General features: G+C 54.2%; 13 protein-coding genes and 1 tRNA gene. 10 read left to right on the top strand and 4 right to left on the bottom strand.

All coding sequences use genetic code 11. The features are described from left to right. Positions 1-171: 171 nt before the first annotated feature. Positions 172-1,023 carry a TIGR02452 family protein gene (locus B5G03_RS08240; RefSeq protein ID WP_087181242.1) on the bottom strand — a complete coding sequence of 284 codons (852 nt, stop codon included), beginning with the start codon at positions 1,021-1,023 and terminating at the stop codon, positions 172-174. Positions 1,024-1,333: 310 nt separating this feature from the next. Between B5G03_RS08240 and B5G03_RS08235 the strand changes: the two genes are divergently transcribed. Both B5G03_RS08235 and B5G03_RS08230 read left to right on the top strand, forming a co-directional pair. After that, on the top strand, positions 1,334-2,185 hold the full coding sequence (locus B5G03_RS08235; RefSeq protein WP_162613368.1) for a tocopherol cyclase family protein: 852 nt from the start codon (positions 1,334-1,336) through the stop codon (positions 2,183-2,185). Between the two features lie 114 nt (positions 2,186-2,299). Further along, positions 2,300-2,375, top strand: a tRNA-Ala gene (locus tag B5G03_RS08230). Positions 2,376-2,591: 216 nt separating this feature from the next. Here B5G03_RS08230 and B5G03_RS08225 read toward each other — a convergent pair. Both B5G03_RS08225 and B5G03_RS08220 read right to left on the bottom strand, forming a co-directional pair. Then, positions 2,592-3,641 (bottom strand): aldo/keto reductase, encoded by a 1,050-nt coding sequence (locus B5G03_RS08225; protein ID WP_087181240.1) that lies wholly within the window; start codon positions 3,639-3,641, stop codon positions 2,592-2,594. Further along, positions 3,638-4,117 (bottom strand): flavodoxin, encoded by a 480-nt coding sequence (locus tag B5G03_RS08220; protein WP_087181239.1) that lies wholly within the window; start codon positions 4,115-4,117, stop codon positions 3,638-3,640. Before B5G03_RS08220 ends, B5G03_RS08225 begins: the two co-directional genes overlap by 4 nt. Before the next feature lie 147 nt (positions 4,118-4,264). Between B5G03_RS08220 and B5G03_RS08215 the strand changes: the two genes are divergently transcribed. Both B5G03_RS08215 and B5G03_RS08210 read left to right on the top strand, forming a co-directional pair. After that, positions 4,265-5,128: a LysR family transcriptional regulator gene (locus B5G03_RS08215; RefSeq protein ID WP_087181238.1), complete on the top strand. Its 864-nt coding sequence runs from the start codon at positions 4,265-4,267 to the stop codon at positions 5,126-5,128. Positions 5,129-5,330: 202 nt separating this feature from the next. Next, on the top strand, positions 5,331-6,032 hold the full coding sequence (locus B5G03_RS08210) for a flavodoxin (RefSeq protein WP_087181237.1): 702 nt from the start codon (positions 5,331-5,333) through the stop codon (positions 6,030-6,032). A 413-nt stretch (positions 6,033-6,445) separates the two neighbouring features. Here the strand turns inward: B5G03_RS08210 and B5G03_RS08205 are convergent, their stop codons facing one another. Next, positions 6,446-6,799, bottom strand: coding sequence for a hypothetical protein (locus B5G03_RS08205; protein WP_140401658.1), 354 nt, complete (start codon positions 6,797-6,799; stop codon positions 6,446-6,448). Positions 6,800-7,219: 420 nt separating this feature from the next. On the opposite strand from B5G03_RS08205, the gene B5G03_RS08200 reads away from it, so the two are divergent. The 6 genes from B5G03_RS08200 to B5G03_RS08175 all read left to right on the top strand — a co-directional run bounded on the left by B5G03_RS08200 (position 7,220) and on the right by B5G03_RS08175 (position 14,667). After that, positions 7,220-8,266 (top strand): winged helix-turn-helix transcriptional regulator, encoded by a 1,047-nt coding sequence (locus tag B5G03_RS08200; protein ID WP_087181235.1) that lies wholly within the window; start codon positions 7,220-7,222, stop codon positions 8,264-8,266. Positions 8,267-8,314: 48 nt separating this feature from the next. Beyond that, positions 8,315-9,010 (top strand): hypothetical protein, encoded by a 696-nt coding sequence (locus B5G03_RS08195; protein WP_087181234.1) that lies wholly within the window; start codon positions 8,315-8,317, stop codon positions 9,008-9,010. Positions 9,011-9,102: 92 nt separating this feature from the next. Next, positions 9,103-10,404, top strand: coding sequence for a Na+/H+ antiporter NhaC family protein (locus tag B5G03_RS08190; protein ID WP_087181233.1), 1,302 nt, complete (start codon positions 9,103-9,105; stop codon positions 10,402-10,404). A 172-nt stretch (positions 10,405-10,576) separates the two neighbouring features. After that, positions 10,577-12,727, top strand: a complete 2,151-nt coding sequence (locus tag B5G03_RS08185; protein WP_087181232.1) for a hydantoinase/oxoprolinase family protein — start codon at positions 10,577-10,579, stop codon at positions 12,725-12,727. A gap of 10 nt (positions 12,728-12,737) precedes the next feature. After that, positions 12,738-13,310, top strand: a complete 573-nt coding sequence (locus B5G03_RS08180; RefSeq protein WP_087181231.1) for a hypothetical protein — start codon at positions 12,738-12,740, stop codon at positions 13,308-13,310. After that, positions 13,288-14,667 carry an FAD-dependent oxidoreductase gene (locus B5G03_RS08175; RefSeq protein WP_087181230.1) on the top strand — a complete coding sequence of 460 codons (1,380 nt, stop codon included), beginning with the start codon at positions 13,288-13,290 and terminating at the stop codon, positions 14,665-14,667. The genes B5G03_RS08180 and B5G03_RS08175 overlap by 23 nt, the downstream gene beginning before the upstream one ends. Positions 14,668-14,812 lie beyond the last annotated feature (145 nt).

Below are 14,812 nucleotides of genomic sequence, written 5' to 3'. Positions count from 1 at the left end.
TTTCCTTGGGACGAAACCGTGAAATGTAAAACTCCCGGGAACATTGAATTGTTCCCGGGAGTTTTACAGGTGTGATGTGGAGAAATTATATAGAAAGAAGGATAGCAAAGTTCAAAATCTGAAATAAATTGTGCCTTGCACAATAGAGAGGGCTCATTCTTTGTGGATCGGTTATTTCTGCAGAATTTTCTGGAAGGTACGATAGTTGGAATCATCCCGGGGTGTGCAGTAGACTGCAAATTCCACTGTTTGGAAAGCGTGGGCGAAGTCGGGCAAAACATCACGAAAGGCACCTGCGACCACTTCGGGGGGATTGCAGAATGCACCGCAGCCAAAAGCGCCCAGAATCAAAACCTCGGCACCATGGATGGCGGCTACCGACAGGATTTTGCGGGCGCGCTGCAAGTGCAGTGTGCGAATCTGTTCACGGGTCAGATGAACCGGAGTGCCGCACCCTGGATTCATGTAGTTGCTGGGCTGTGGGCGCAGATTGGGCGCCGCACAGGTGATTACATCCACCGGGTAGATCTTGCCTTTGGGCAGTCGTTCGGGAGAATTTGTGTCGGTCTTAATTACCAGAACATCCGGCGTGTAGATGCATGCATCTGTATAAGTGACGTCGTCCCGATCGCGATGCATCTGGTAGTAGCTTTGCCAGAGCTCATTACTCAGCAGGCAAGGGTACAGAGTACTGCACCGGCACAGTGCTTCTTCCTGGGCGGAGCTGCCGTGAAGGACACCGCCGCCCGGGTTTGTGGCCGACGCAAAGTTCAGAACGGCAACCTTCTGGCCGGTATATTTCCCGGCCGCCTGAAGCGTCCGTTCCGACGATACAAGAATATGCATGTCTTCAGGGAAACGAGTAAGCATTTCCGGAGCAGGAGAAACCGCACCGTGAGCGTAAAATTTGGTGTGCTGTTTTGAATGGCAGATGGCATCCTTCAGCATCGCATCCTGCGAGTACCAGTTGCGTGTATCTTCAAAAACGGACACGTTCAGCTGGCGTTTGTCTGCATAAGGCATATTCTTTCCTCCTTTTGTCCGATTGCTCTGGCTTAAATTTCAGTATGGCGCATGAGACCGAAACGTCGTTCTGCTTGCGTTCTGTTTCTGAGTGGGTTATCTTGAAGGCTTGCTTTACCAGTAACTTACTACTATTATAGCGGCAGGTGTGTCCGATAAAAGGGATAATTGCAAACTTTTTCAAAAATGTTTCCGACAGCGCTGATGATGGCACGGTTTTGGGAGATACTAAGAATAAAACAATTCAAATTCATCTCGGCGTTTCCGCAAGGAATCCGATGATTATCGGTGAAAGAAAAGGAGCATGAGGATGGAGCCGTCATTTTGCGGGTGGTATTTTAAAGTGCAGTCAAATGAGTGCAGCCTTGCGCTGATTCCGGCAGTGCACGGGTCAGCAGAAGAAAGTGCCGCATCGCTACAGATTATGTGGGGAGAACAGAGCGGAGTTGTCCCAATACCGGCAGTCCGGGCTGCTGTGAACTGGGACGGCCCCAGAGCGATTCTGGGAGAAAATCTGTTCTGTCCGCATGGTGTTGTGCTTTCGGTCAGAAATGCCCGTTGGAACATTCAGGGGGTACTCCGGTTTGGACCGTTGAAGCCATTGCACATACCGATTATGGGGCCTTTTGAGCTGATGCCATTCATGGAGTGCAGTCACCGGATTGCCAGTATGAAGCATCGGGTGGATGGGACACTGCTTGTAAACGGAAAGTGCGTCCGGTTTGAGAATGCAGAAGGCTATATCGAAGGGGATAAGGGTTGTTCTTTTCCCAGGGAATATGCCTGGAGCCAGTGCCTTTTTCCGGAAGGCTCGTTGATGCTGGCTACTGCCCGGGTGCCAGTAGGACCGATTGCATTTTCCGGGGTAATTGCATTGCTGCAAGTTCGGGGCAGGGAATACCGTTTTGCAAGCTATCTGGGGGCAAGGTTGGTCAGTGTCCGGGCTGGCCGGGTGGAGATTCGTCAGGGATGCCTTGTCCTTATAGTGGAACGGCTGGGCCAGGCAGGCCAGCCGCTGAACGCACCGGTCTGCGGGGGAATGACGCGTACGATCCGCGAAAATCTTTGCTGCCGCGTTCGATACCAGCTGCGGAAAGATGGCTTTATTCTGTGGGAATTGGAAACCGGCCGGGCCTCCTTCGAGCTGGAATATCCCTGTTAATGTGTCGGAAAAATCTCTGAAAAAACATATGAAAAAATTTTTCGTTTATCTGTTGACATTTCAAAATGCAGCTGATATAATAATCAAGCAGTCGAGAGACGGCACACATAATCTGGGGGTATAGCTCAGCTGGGAGAGCGCTTGAATGGCATTCAAGAGGTCAGCGGTTCGATCCCGCTTATCTCCACCAGAAAGACCTGTGATCTTAGGATTACAGGTCTTTTTCCTGTGTGTGGATTCTATCCGAAGAAAGCAACAAGCAACGCCAGATGCGAATGGCGTTGCTTGTTGTGTATTACTGGATAATTTGCATGCAAGAACGGGCGGAAGGTGTTCTTCAATTCAGCGTGTCCAGTTAAGTAGTTACACCGGACCTATGGATTGACAGGAAAACACCCCATTCCAGTTACCGTGTCCCGCTGATCTCCTGCTTTCCGGTAGACCAGACGTGCTTTTCCTTCGACGCTGCCGCTGTGTTCTGCGCCATAACTCCAACCAGTGGGTGAGGCGTGTAAAGCTCCTCCAGATAGGTGCACTCTTCCGCCGTCAGGGTTAGGTCCACCGCCTTGGCTGCGCCCTCGATATGACTGATTTTGGTGGTACCCGCCACGGGGGCAGTGACGCGGGTCAGTAGCCAGGCCAGAGAGATTTCCGTCATGGAAACGCCCCGGCGGTCGGCCAGTTCCGCCACGCAAGCCAGAATGGGAGCGTCCTGATCCCGGGAAGCATCGTATTTCAGGCGGGCATAGCTGTCCTCACAAAAACGCCGGGAGCTTTCGCCGGGCTGCTTGGACAATCGTCCGCCCGCCAAAGGGCTGTAAGGCGTCATGGCGATGTTTTCTTCCCGGCAGTAAGGGGCCATCTCCCGTTCTTCTTCCCGGAAAATCAGGTTGTAATGGCCCTGCACGGAAATAAATTTGGCGAACCCTTCCCGCTCAGCCAAAGCATTTGCTTTGGCAAGCTGCCAGGCAAAGCAGTTGGAGATGCCAATGTACCGGGCCTTGCCTGCCTTTACTGCGTTGTTCAGGCCTTCCAGAATGTCGAAAAGCGGGGTCTGGTAATCCCACATGTGGTAGATGTAAAGATCCACATAGTCCATTTCCAGATTTTTCAGGCTTTGATCCAGCATTCGCCGGACATGCTCCTGCCCGCTGATTCCTGCCTCGATTTCCTCGTTGGTGCGGGGCAGAAATTTGGTGGCCACCACTACTTCATCCCGTCGGGCAAAATCACGCAACGAACGGCCCAGATACTGTTCACTGGTGCCGCTCTGGTAGGCAATGGCAGTGTCGAAAAAATTAACGCCGAGCTCCAGCCCGCGGCGAATGATTTCCCGGGAATGGGATTCGCCCATGGTCCAGGAATGCTGGCCGTTTTGGGCATCGCCAAATCCCATGCAGCCCATGCAGATGCGGGAAACCGTCAGGTCGGAATTGCCCAGTCTGGCATAGTTCATTGCTGGTCCCACCCCTCTGCCCATTCTTTCAGCTCGGCTTCATTCAATCGACCGTTCAGCATCCGGCCGTCCACAATTCTGGCTCCGGGTGCGCTCGGACGCAGCTCCACGGCCGACTTGCCCAGACCGCTGCCGCCGGAAGTGGCGAACAGGACGATGGTTTTGCCGGTGAAATCGTATGCCTCCAGAAAGGTGTTGAGAATGGTGGGGGCAACATACCACCAGACCGGGAAGCCCAGAAAAATCACATCGTAATCGGCGACTGGTGCGCTGGTATCTGCCAGAGCAGGGCGGGAATGCTTATCGCGCATTTCTACACTGCTGCGGGAAGTTTTGTCCCGCCAGTCAAGATCTGCACCGGTATAGGGAACAGCGGGCTTGATTTCATAAAGAGCAGCTCCGGTGGCCTGAGCCAGAGCCCTCGCTGCCGCTGCGGTAGTGCCGGTGGCGGAAAAATAAGCAATCAATGCGTTCATGGGTACAACCTCCTTTGGCTTCATTGTAAAACGGAAGTTGAGAAATGTAAAATACTCATTTTCTATCCGCAGTTATTCTTTATGAGCATTTTTCTGTTGCGGTATGAATATGCCCGTGATAAGATGAAGAAAAGGAGGGGGAAAACAATGGAACTGAGAGTTCTGCGTTATTTTCTGGCAGTAGCCCGGGAGGAGAACATTACAAAGGCGGCGGCGCTGCTCCATCTGACGCAGCCCACCCTCTCCCGGCAGCTGATGCAGCTGGAGGAGGAGCTGGGCGTAAAGCTGTTTCAGCGCAGCCGCTACCACATCGTGTTAACAGATGAAGGAATGCGGCTGCGTCGCAGAGCACAGGAGCTGGTGGATCTGGCGGACAAAATCACCCGGGAGTTTATCACCGGAGAAACGGAACTAATGGGAGAAATCGCTATTGGCGCGGGTGAGACACAGAGTATGTCCTTTTTGTCGCAGGCGATTGTCAGTTTTCGGGAGCGCTACCCGAAGGTGACGTTTCGGATTTTCAGTGCCAGCGCGGACGATGTGAAGGAACGGCTGGATATGGGATTGCTGGATATGGGACTGTTGACAGAGCCGGTGGATGTGGGCCGGTATGCCTTTTGCCGGATGAAAGAGAAGGATCGCTGGGGTGTATTGATGCGGGCAGATACTCCTTTGGCCCAGCGGGAGGTGATCACGCCCGGCGATCTGGAAAATGTTCCGCTGCTGTTCAGCGGACGGGAAACGGTTCAAAGGGAATTGGCCAGTTGGTTTGGCGAAAGCTGGGATCGTTTGCAGATTGCAGCCACCTTCAATCTGATCCTGAATGCAGCCAATATGGTGCGCTGCGGCGTTGGCGTGGCGCTCGGGTTTGACCTGAATCTGGATTTTGAGGGGCTGTGCTTCCGTCCGCTTTCCCCGAAAATGGAAACGGGAACCGTGCTGGTCTGGAAAAAGGATCAGGTTCTGACACCGGCGACAGAGGCATTTCATGAACATATTAAAAATGTCTGATGAGCATTTTTGAGCGAACAAAATAAGCATTAGACATGAGAGAAAAATCGTTTTACAATGTGGGTATCCGAAGAAGGGCACCCACATTTTTTTGACTGTGCAGCAAGAGCCGGGCAAAAAGTCTCATTCCAGCGTTCGGTAACAGCAGGGGCTTGAATGCAAGGTCTGGCGGTCGCGCACAAGAACGAGGAGGTATCACAAGATGAAACGAATTTTTGCTGTGTTGGTTGCATTGACCTGTATGCTGACAGCCTGTGGAGGAACGGGAGTACAGAGCACGTCGGAACAGACGCAGTCTGTGCAGGAAAGCGAGGCCTATGTTTCGATTCCGTCTGCATCGTCGGAAGCCTCTGAGCCGGTGGAGGATGCAGATACCGCTGAATCGGGCGCAAATATTCTGGTGGCATATTTTTCCGCTACCGGCAATACAGAAAACGTTGCCCGGCATCTTCAGACAGTGTTGAATGCAGAGCTTTATGAGATTGTAGCCGAGGAGCCGTACACCAGCGAGGATCTTGATTATAACAACGAGTCCTGCCGGGCCAATCAGGAACAGCAGAACCCCGACGCCCGACCTGCAATTGCGGGAACGCTGGAAAACCCGGAGGAATATGACGTGGTGTTTCTGGGCTACCCAATCTGGTGGGATGGGGCGCCAAAAATCCTGTATACCTTTCTGGAAAGCTATGATTTTGGGGATGCCACAATTGCTCCGTTCTGCACGTCCGGTTCCAGTGGGATCGGTTCCAGTGCTGATGACCTGCAGGCTTTCGCAGAAAATGCCACGTGGCTGGAGGGACAGCGGTTCAGCGCCGGGGCATCGGAAGAAGAGCTAGCTTCCTGGGTGGAAGGTCTGGATCTTCCGATGCTCTCTGTAAGTGCGGAAGAACCGACTGCGAGGTAAAACCCGTGCTTGATTGAAACGAAAAAATAGATGAAAAAGAAAAGAGCACCGGAACGGCTTATAATCGGCGGTTCCGGTGCTTTTTTGCTTTCAACGGGGCATAAAAGTCCTTTCGGTCAGATGATCCATAAAATCGAATTCACTTGAACGGGGAAAGCAGTTCTTGCTGCAGTTTCTTTGGCGGATATGGGGTCTGTTGTGATGATTTCTCTTCAGAATAAGCTTGCCTGCGGAAGAAGAACGAGCCCCACAGGAATCAGGATTCGCCGGAGCCTCCGCTGCAACGGGAATGGTGGAGTGCCCGGGCTGATCAGACTGGCGGCGGAATACATAGATCCTTCCGCTTCCAGAACGAACAGGATATAGTGCTTTAAGCAGGTGAACAGGCTGAATAACAGATACGAATCATCCGGTTAATTTTCCAGGTGATTGTTCTTTGCAGGCTGGCCGTTTTCCGCAACTGTCCAGGAAAAGTCCTCTTTAAAATCCTCGAAGCACCGCTTGCAGATCCAGTGACAGGAATCCAGGGTTCGGTATCCGGCGCTTTCGTCCTCCGGGAATTTGGTACAACAAAATTCACAGTGATCATGATCCCATGCATCACCTGCGGAATAGCGGTCCCATACAAGCGTGGCCCCATCCAAATATTGGTGTTGATTTGTAATTCGCCAATCTTCCATTGGATAACCAAACCTTTCTAAGCGGAGAAAAAATCCAGAGTGTTCATAAGCGATTTTGCACCGCCTTTCATAACGGGTATGGTACATCTATAGTCTACGCCTGTGCTCTTGCCGCTTTCAAGGGCCATACTGACCAAAGAGAAGAAGATATCCTTGGTTAAACTCTCAGGAAAGATCGATAGAGAGCATTTCACGCCTTTGAAAGAGCGGCTGCCACAGTAGAGCAGGAATTGAACAACAGCAGCCGGATTGTTCGACGAAAGAAAACATTCGGCCGAGGAAGGGACGAAAATCGCTCTTAAAAAAACAAAAAAAGAAAATATTGTTTAGAATACACAATTCCTGGTGTGAGAAAACAGCGAAACAGAGAAAATCCGCCTACATCTCAAAAAAAACTTATTTCGGAGATTGAAATAAGCTTCAGACGGTGTTATACTGCAAGCAGAAAGATATTTCGGAATCCGAAATAAGGCGCGCGCAAGAAAATAAGGAGTGAATTCACATCCTATGAAAAAGAGTGGACTGCAGGACATGAAAAAGCAGAACCGACGGGTTTTGCTGCAAACGGTGCTGGAGCATGAGTCGCTCTCCCGCATCGAAATCGCAAATCTGACCGAGCTTTCTCCCAGTACGGTTTCCGGTCTGGTGAGTGAGCTTTTGGAGGAGGGCCTTCTGGTGGAAAGCGGCGTGCGGGTCGCAACCGGCGGACGCAGCCGCACCGCGCTTACGGTCAACCGGGACCGGGGAGTGGTGGCCGTGGCGGAAATCGGCCGAAAAAGCAGTCGGCTGATCCTGTTTGACCTGGCACTTCAGGTGAAACAGAGCGTTGTTCTGGCAGAACAGTATCTGTCCAGCAACGAACTGCTCACCGAGATAACCCGGGTATTGTTCAATCTGCTGGGGCATGAGGCAATCCGGCAGGGGGCACTGATGGGAATAGGGCTGCTGTTCCAGAAGGATATGCGCCCCAGTGATTTCAACGTGGTGTATTCCACCGGCTTTTCCTCCGCAAGTATTTCACTGGTGGAAGCGCTGCGTACCCAGTTCCGGGTTCCGGTGCTGGAGGAATACAGCCAGAATTATACAGCAGCCCAGGCCATGCGGGGAATGAAGGAAGAAAAAGTGAACAGTGCCCACATTGCCGTTGGTGCTGCAGTGGTGGCCAGTGTGAACATCGACGGCCGCCCGATTCCGCTGAAAAACGGCGTGATCGCAGATATGACCCCTCTGATGACACCGGAGACTCAGCTTGAACTGAAGTCCGGCGAGAGCGGGGAAGAGGCAACCAGTCTGAACCGGGAGCAACCGGGGCTGCTGGCCCGCCAGATCGGGGCAATGACGGCGATTCTGTGCACTCTGTTCAATCTGGATGTGGTCTTTTTGTCCGGGACCGCGGCGCATACCCAGGGCTTTTTGAGCACGGTGGAGGGGTACGTGAAGACCGCGCTGCAGGAAGACGGCGCGCCCAGATTTGAGCTGTTGAGAAAAAATGACGGAGATACGATAAAGCTATTTGCAGATACGGTGCGGCAAAAAGCCTTGTGTGCCCGTTGACGCAAAGTGCTTTTCATATAATCAAATCTATGGAAAGAAGGCATTGTTATGCAATTCAAAGAGATGATTCGGCAGAACAAGTTCTCCCTGGTGGTGAGTCTGCCCTCCAATGATCTGGAACTGGCGAAGGCGGCGCTGGAAGGCGGCGCGCAGGCGGTAAAGGTCCACTGCAACGTGTGGCACCGGGCCAGCGGCCATACCTTTGGCAGCTATGCGGAAAACAAGGAGTTCCTGCGCAAGCTGATCGATCTGTGCGGAGATGTGCCGGTGGGTCTTGTACCCGGCGGCGCGGACGCTTTCATCACGCCGGAGGAGCGGCTGGAGCTGGAGCAGATGGGCCTGGGCTTTTTCAGCTCTTACTCTCAGCATCTGCCCTGCCACATGATGGAGAGCCAGGTGCTCAGCAAGATGGTTGCCATCGATTATACTTATACCCCCGCCACACTGGATGCGGTGCGCAGAAGCCCCATCGACGTGCTGGAATGCTCGGTACAGCCGGGTGAAAATTACGGTACCGACCTGAACTACGCGGACATCCTGCGGTATTCGGATCTGGTGGAGAAGAGCGGCAAGCCCTGCCTGATTCCCACCCAGCGCAAGATCAAACCCTGCGAAGTGAAGCATTTGTACCAGGCTGGCTGCAAGGCGGTGATGATCGGCGCCATTGTTATGGGTAAGGAGCCTGGGCCGGAGCAGCTCAAGCAGGCCACTGCCGCCTTCCGCGAAGCCGTGGAAGCGCTTTGATTCAGAACATGCGGGAGGCGCGTTTCCCGATGTGATAGAGCCGCTGCAGCAACGCGCTGCACAGCACATTCGAAAGTAAGGAGTGTAATCAGATGCTACAAGGTTCTTTGATTATTCTTGCATTTCTCATCATTGCGGCGTTGATGATGACGAAAAAAATCCCCACTTTGCTTGCTCTGCCGCTGATGGCGGTGGTGATTTGCGTAATCGCCGGCGTTCCTGCCATCGGCACCGACGCAGAAGGCAATGAGATCGGCTGGCTGCAGACCGTGCTGGAAAATGGTACGGTTCGCATGGGCAGCGCCATCATGGCCGTGATCTTCGGCGCCTGGCTGGGCCAGCTGATGAACAAGACCGGCGTAACGGAAAACATTATCAAAAAGAGTGCCGAGCTGGGCGGCGACCGCCCCCTGATCGTCACCCTGATCATGGTGATCGCCTGTGCCGTGCTGTTCACTACCCTGAACGGCCTGGGCTCCATCATCATGGTGGGCTCCATCGTACTGCCCATTCTGATCTCCGTTGGTGTTCCGGCCCTCAGCGCCGCCTGTATTTTCCTGATGGCGTTCACCACCGGTCTGACCTTCAACATTGCAAACTGGAAGAGCTTCTCCACCATCTTCGGGCTGGAGCTTGAGCAGATCAAAGGCTTCGAGATCTACATGCTCGTTGCCACCTTTATTGCCACTCTGGTGCTGGTGTTTGTGGAGTTTAAGCGCAACGGCGTGAAGTTTGCCTTCTCCGCTCCTGTTCAGGATACCCAGCCCACCAAGCAGCTCACCGGTGTGACCGGCGCGCTGGCCATGCTCACTCCGCTGATCCCCATCGTTCTGGTGGCGGTATTCAAGTTCCCGGTATGCCCTGCCTTCATGGTCGGCATCATCTGGATTCTGGTATTCACCTCCAAGAGCTTCTCCAAGGCCATGAACCTGCTGGTCAAGACCTGCTATGACGGCATTACCGACAGCGGCCCCGCCATCATCCTGATGATCGGCATCGGCATTCTGTATCTGGCCGTGACCCACACCATGGTCAAGGAAGTGCTGAATCCGTTCCTGGTAGCGGTGATTCCCACCAGCAAGCTGCCTTACATCCTGTTCTTCAGCATTCTGGCTCCGCTGTCCCTGTATCGTGGACCCATGAACCTGTTTGGCCTGGGCAGCGGTATCGCTGCTCTGATCATCGGTTTGGGTACTCTGCCTGCCATGGCGGTTATGGGTGCGTTCCTGGCTGCCGAGCGTATTCAGGGCTGCGGCGACCCCACCAACACCCAGAACGTATGGACCGCCAACTTCTGCGAGGTGGATGTGAACGCAGTCACCAAGCGGCTGCTGCCCTACCTGTGGATCATTGCGGTCATCGGCGTTGTGATCAGCGCCGTGCTGTACTTCTGATCGGAAGAATTTTCCTCCCCTTTTTGGCGGAGCGGAGGTCACGCGCGGCCTCCGCTCCTCTGGAGGTTTGAACCCACGGCAAGCGCCGCGGATTGAAACTTCCAGAGCCGTGCTGAAATGGCACATGAAAGACGTTATACAACAAAGATTTTTATTATAGGAGGGTCAAACTATGAAAGTGCGTATCGGCATCGACGTGGGCGGTACCTTTACCGACGCAGTCGCCATCAACAACGATACATACGAACTGATCGGCCAGGTCAAGGTTCCCACCACGCACAGCGCAAAGGAGGGCGTTGCCGCCGGCATCGTTCAGGTGCTGCACAAGGTTATGGAGCAGTGCAGCATTCGCCCGGAAGACGTTACCTTCATTGCACACGGAACCACGCAGGCCACCAATGCACTGCTGGAGGGCGATGTGGCCAAGGTGGGCGTGATCACCCTGGGCAGCGGCTTGCAGGGAGCCAAAAGCAAGTCCGATACCACCATGGGCAATATCGAGCTTGCAGCGGGCAAATTTCTGGTATCCTGCAACGAATATGTGGACACATCGGCTTCTGATCTGACAGGGGATATTGCCGGTGCACTGGATGCACTGCAGAAACAGCAGTGCACCAGTATCGTGGCGGCAGAAGCATTCAGCGTGGATGACCCCTCCAACGAGAACAAGGTGGTGGAAATGTGCGGCGAGCGGGATCTGCCCGCAACAGCCACCAATGACATTTCCAAGCTGTACGGCCTGAAGATCCGCACCCGTACTGCCGTGGTGAATGCCAGCATTATGCCCAAGATGCTGGAGGCGGCCACCATGACCGATCAGAGCATCAAGGGTGCGGGCATTCAAAGTCCGCTGATGGTCATGCGTTGTGACGGCGGCGTTATGACGGTGGATGAAGTGCGCAGCCGCCCGATTCTGACTATACTGAGCGGCCCGGCAGCTGGCGTTGCGGGCGCGCTGATGTATGAAAAGCTCACTGACGGCATCTTCTTCGAGGTGGGCGGTACCTCTACGGATATCTCCTGCGTGAAGGACGGCAAGGTTATGATCCAGTACGCCGAGGTAGGCGGACACAAGACCTACCTGAACAGCCTGGATGTGCGCACGGTGGGCATCGGCGGCGGTTCGATGGTTCAGATCAAAGACGGAAAGGCATGCGATACCGGTCCCCGCAGTGCCCACATTGCAGGGCTGGACTATGAGGTTTATACCGAGGCGGACCAGATCATGGAACCCAAGCTGGTCACTGTACGTCCCACTGAGACCGACCCGGACTACGCCTGCATCGAATGTGCGAACGGCCTGCGGGTGGCGCTGACCATGGCAGGTGCTGCAAACATCGCCGGCTATGTACGCCCGGAGGACTATGCCTATGGCAATGTGGAAGCAGCGCGAAAAGCCTGGCAACCGTTGGCAGATTCCATGGGATGTACCGTGGAGGAAGCGGCAAAGCAGGTTCTTGCCTTCGCTGCAGCAAAGAACAGCAAGGTGGCAGCCCAGCTGATGAAGGATTACAAAATGGACCCCCGTACCACGGTGTTTGTAGGCGGTGGCGGCGGTGCAGCCACAGTTGTACCTCATCTGGCCGAGACCATGCAGCATAAGTACCGCATTGCAAAGAACGCCCCGGTCATTTCCACCATTGGCGTGGCACTGGCAATGGTGCGGGATATGGTGGAACGAAGCGTAACCAATCCCACCGAGGAAGATATCATCAGTGTTCGTCGTGAAGCTGAGCTCAAGGCCATTCAGAACGGTGCCGCACCGGGCACCGTTGAGGTGAGCGTGGAGGTGGATACCCAGCGCAGCATTGTGCGGGCCATCGCCGTGGGTGCCACCGAGCTGCGCAGCAAGGACCGGATGAGCCGCCGGCTGACCGAGGAAGAGATCCTGAAGGTCGTGGCCGAAAACCTGGATGCGCCCAGCAATGAGCTGACAATCGCAGCCCGCAACGGTTCCATGTATGCGGTGCTGCACGAAAAGGTGGAGAAGAAGCTTTTCGGCATTCTGAAGAAGAGTGTGCGCCAGCTGCGTCTGGTGGACGAGGAAGGCGTAATCCGCCTGCAGAAGAACAATGCCCTGGTACGCCAGACCACCGTGGGCGGCTGGCAGACCGACCTGGATTGGATTCTGGAGGAACTGACCGTTTACAACGACGGCGGCGTAAATCTGCCCAATGTATATGTGGTACTGGGCAAGCGGGTGATTGACCTGTCCGGTATGCAGAGCCCGGAGCAGATCTCCAGCCTGGGCAATGTGGAGCTTGCCGGATGCAGCAAGGAGGAGCCGCTGATTCTGGCGGCAACCAAGAGAAGCGAAAGCTGAGGAGAAACGTATGCAGCAGGAGATTCAACTTCCTTTTCCGGACCGTACTTTGGCAGACCGGGAACTGGAGCGTGACCCGTGCTACGGCAGAATCCCCCCGCAGGACCGGGCAGGTATTGTGGAATCGGCCTGGAACAAGGGGGTGAACGCCGCCCGTGCGCTTTATCGGGAACAGGCAGGCAGCTACGACTTTTTCGCCATCGCCCGGGCCAGTGGTTTGAAGCTGGTGGAAAAGGACGTGGATTTTGTCAGTGGGAACCAGCGTTACTTCAGCGACTACATTGCAGGCCAGGGTGTTGTGAACCTGTATTTGAAATCCATTGGTCTGTGGGCACAGCAGAATGGGATGGAACTGAAGCAGGCGGAAAACCTGATCCTGAGCCATGAGTATTTTCATTTTCTTGAATGGACCTGTCTGGGCCTGACCAGCCGCGAATATCGGGTGCCCATGCTGTGCGTGGGCCCGCTGCGGCTGGGAAATACCGGGATTCGGGCGTTGTCGGAGATTGGCGCCCACGCATTTGCGCGGACTTATCATGAACTTTGCAAGGAGGCAGACCATGGGGCGGACATTGAACTATGATGTGGTTGTAATCGGCGGCGGCCCCGCCGGGTCGGTAGCGGCCATCGCAGCGGCACGGCATGGCGCCAGCGTATTGCTTGTGGAACAGAACGGATACCTGGGTGGTATGCTGACCATGGCCGGAACCGGCCCGCAGATGACCTTCCATGCGGGCGAGACCCAGGTGGTACGGGGCATTGCGGATGAAATCATTGAGCGTCTGAAGGAGAAAAAGCTTTCCCCCGGCCATATGGAGGACTTTGTGGGCTATGCCAGCAGTGTGACTCCCTTTGATGCAGAGGGTATGAAGCTGGTGTTGGAGCAGATGGCCTGCGAAGCGGGGGTACAGCTGCTGTATCATACCGTATACACCGGATGCGATGTGGAGAACGAAACCATCACCAGGGTACATCTGTATTCGAAAAACGGATTTTTCGACGTGACCGCCAAGGTCTTCCTGGACTGCAGCGCCGACGCGGACCTTGCCACCCATGCAGGGGTTACTTCCTGCTACGGGCGGGAAAGCGACCATCTGGCCCAGCCCATGAGCATGAATATCAAGGTGGATCATGTGGATCGGCAGAAGATGATGGAATATGTGAAGAGCCATCAGGACGACATGCTCTCCACCATTCCCTTTGGTCATCTGGAGCAGATTCCACGCACCGGTATGCAGGGGGCTTATTCAGTGATCCGGTTGGCAAAGGAGCGAGGAGAGCTCCATGTGGACCGGGATATGGTGCTCTGTTTTGAGACCAACACGCCCGGCGAGATGATTTTGAATATGTCCCGTATCATTAAGAAATCGGCAGTGGATGCCTTTGACCTGACCGATGCGGAGATCGAAGGCCGTCGCCAGGCCTGGGAAATCGTGGCGTTCATGCGCAAGTATATCCCTGGCTTCGAGAATTGCCGTCTGATCTCCACCGGGCCGCACATCGGCATTCGGGAAAGTCGCAAGATTGACGGCAGATATAAACTCACGGCCGATGACCTGCTGCAGAACCGTATGTTCCCGGATGCCATTGCAATGGGTGGTTATCCCATCGATGTGCACTCGCCGGACGGCGCGGCAATAAAACATCGATTCCTGCGCCCTGGCAGTTGGTACAGCATTCCTTACCGCTGTCTGATTACTGAAAATGTTCGAAATTTGATTGTGGCTGGCCGATGCATCAGTGCTACCCATGAGGCTTGCGCAGCTATCCGGGTCACGCCGATCGTAATGGCAGCGGCTCAGGCTGCAGGTGCTGCTGCTGCTCAGAGTGCAGCCCTGGGTCAGCCTGCCAATGCACTGGATACTGATGTGCTTCGGGCAACATTGAAGGCGGATGGAATGTTCCTGGAGCCCTATATGCCGGAGCAGATGCAGGGATAATCGATCAGATGGTGAATATTTGTTTGCGGTTATAAGTCGAAGAACTATTTTCAACGATTGAACGATTGTTAGAATGATTTTATCAAGCAACAGCTCACACGGTTAATGCTGTGTGAGCTGTTGCTTTATTGTTTTGGATACAAAA

The sequence above is a fragment of the Gemmiger sp. An50 genome (genome assembly GCF_002161595.1).
Lineage (GTDB): Bacteria > Bacillota > Clostridia > Oscillospirales > Ruminococcaceae > Allofournierella.
Note: the sequence above shows the minus strand (reverse complement) of the source record. Positions and strands in the feature narration are given on the sequence as shown.

Bases quoted from the DNA above. Each gene is read 5' to 3' on its own strand.
- B5G03_RS08185 (WP_087181232.1), top strand. From the start codon at position 10,577: ATGAAAGTGCGTATCGGCATCGACGTGGGCGGTACCTTTACCGACGCA.
- B5G03_RS08190 (WP_087181233.1), top strand. From the start codon at position 9,103: ATGCTACAAGGTTCTTTGATTATTCTTGCATTTCTCATCATTGCGGCG.
- B5G03_RS08210 (WP_087181237.1), top strand. From the start codon at position 5,331: ATGAAACGAATTTTTGCTGTGTTGGTTGCATTGACCTGTATGCTGACA.
- B5G03_RS08195 (WP_087181234.1), top strand. From the start codon at position 8,315: ATGCAATTCAAAGAGATGATTCGGCAGAACAAGTTCTCCCTGGTGGTG.
- B5G03_RS08205 (WP_140401658.1), bottom strand. From the start codon at position 6,799: ATGTACCATACCCGTTATGAAAGGCGGTGCAAAATCGCTTATGAACAC.
- B5G03_RS08200 (WP_087181235.1), top strand. From the start codon at position 7,220: ATGAAAAAGAGTGGACTGCAGGACATGAAAAAGCAGAACCGACGGGTT.
- B5G03_RS08235 (WP_162613368.1), top strand. From the start codon at position 1,334: ATGGAGCCGTCATTTTGCGGGTGGTATTTTAAAGTGCAGTCAAATGAG.
- B5G03_RS08240 (WP_087181242.1), bottom strand. From the start codon at position 1,023: ATGCCTTATGCAGACAAACGCCAGCTGAACGTGTCCGTTTTTGAAGAT.
- B5G03_RS08180 (WP_087181231.1), top strand. From the start codon at position 12,738: ATGCAGCAGGAGATTCAACTTCCTTTTCCGGACCGTACTTTGGCAGAC.
- B5G03_RS08215 (WP_087181238.1), top strand. From the start codon at position 4,265: ATGGAACTGAGAGTTCTGCGTTATTTTCTGGCAGTAGCCCGGGAGGAG.
- B5G03_RS08220 (WP_087181239.1), bottom strand. From the start codon at position 4,117: ATGAACGCATTGATTGCTTATTTTTCCGCCACCGGCACTACCGCAGCG.
- B5G03_RS08175 (WP_087181230.1), top strand. From the start codon at position 13,288: ATGGGGCGGACATTGAACTATGATGTGGTTGTAATCGGCGGCGGCCCC.
- B5G03_RS08225 (WP_087181240.1), bottom strand. From the start codon at position 3,641: ATGAACTATGCCAGACTGGGCAATTCCGACCTGACGGTTTCCCGCATC.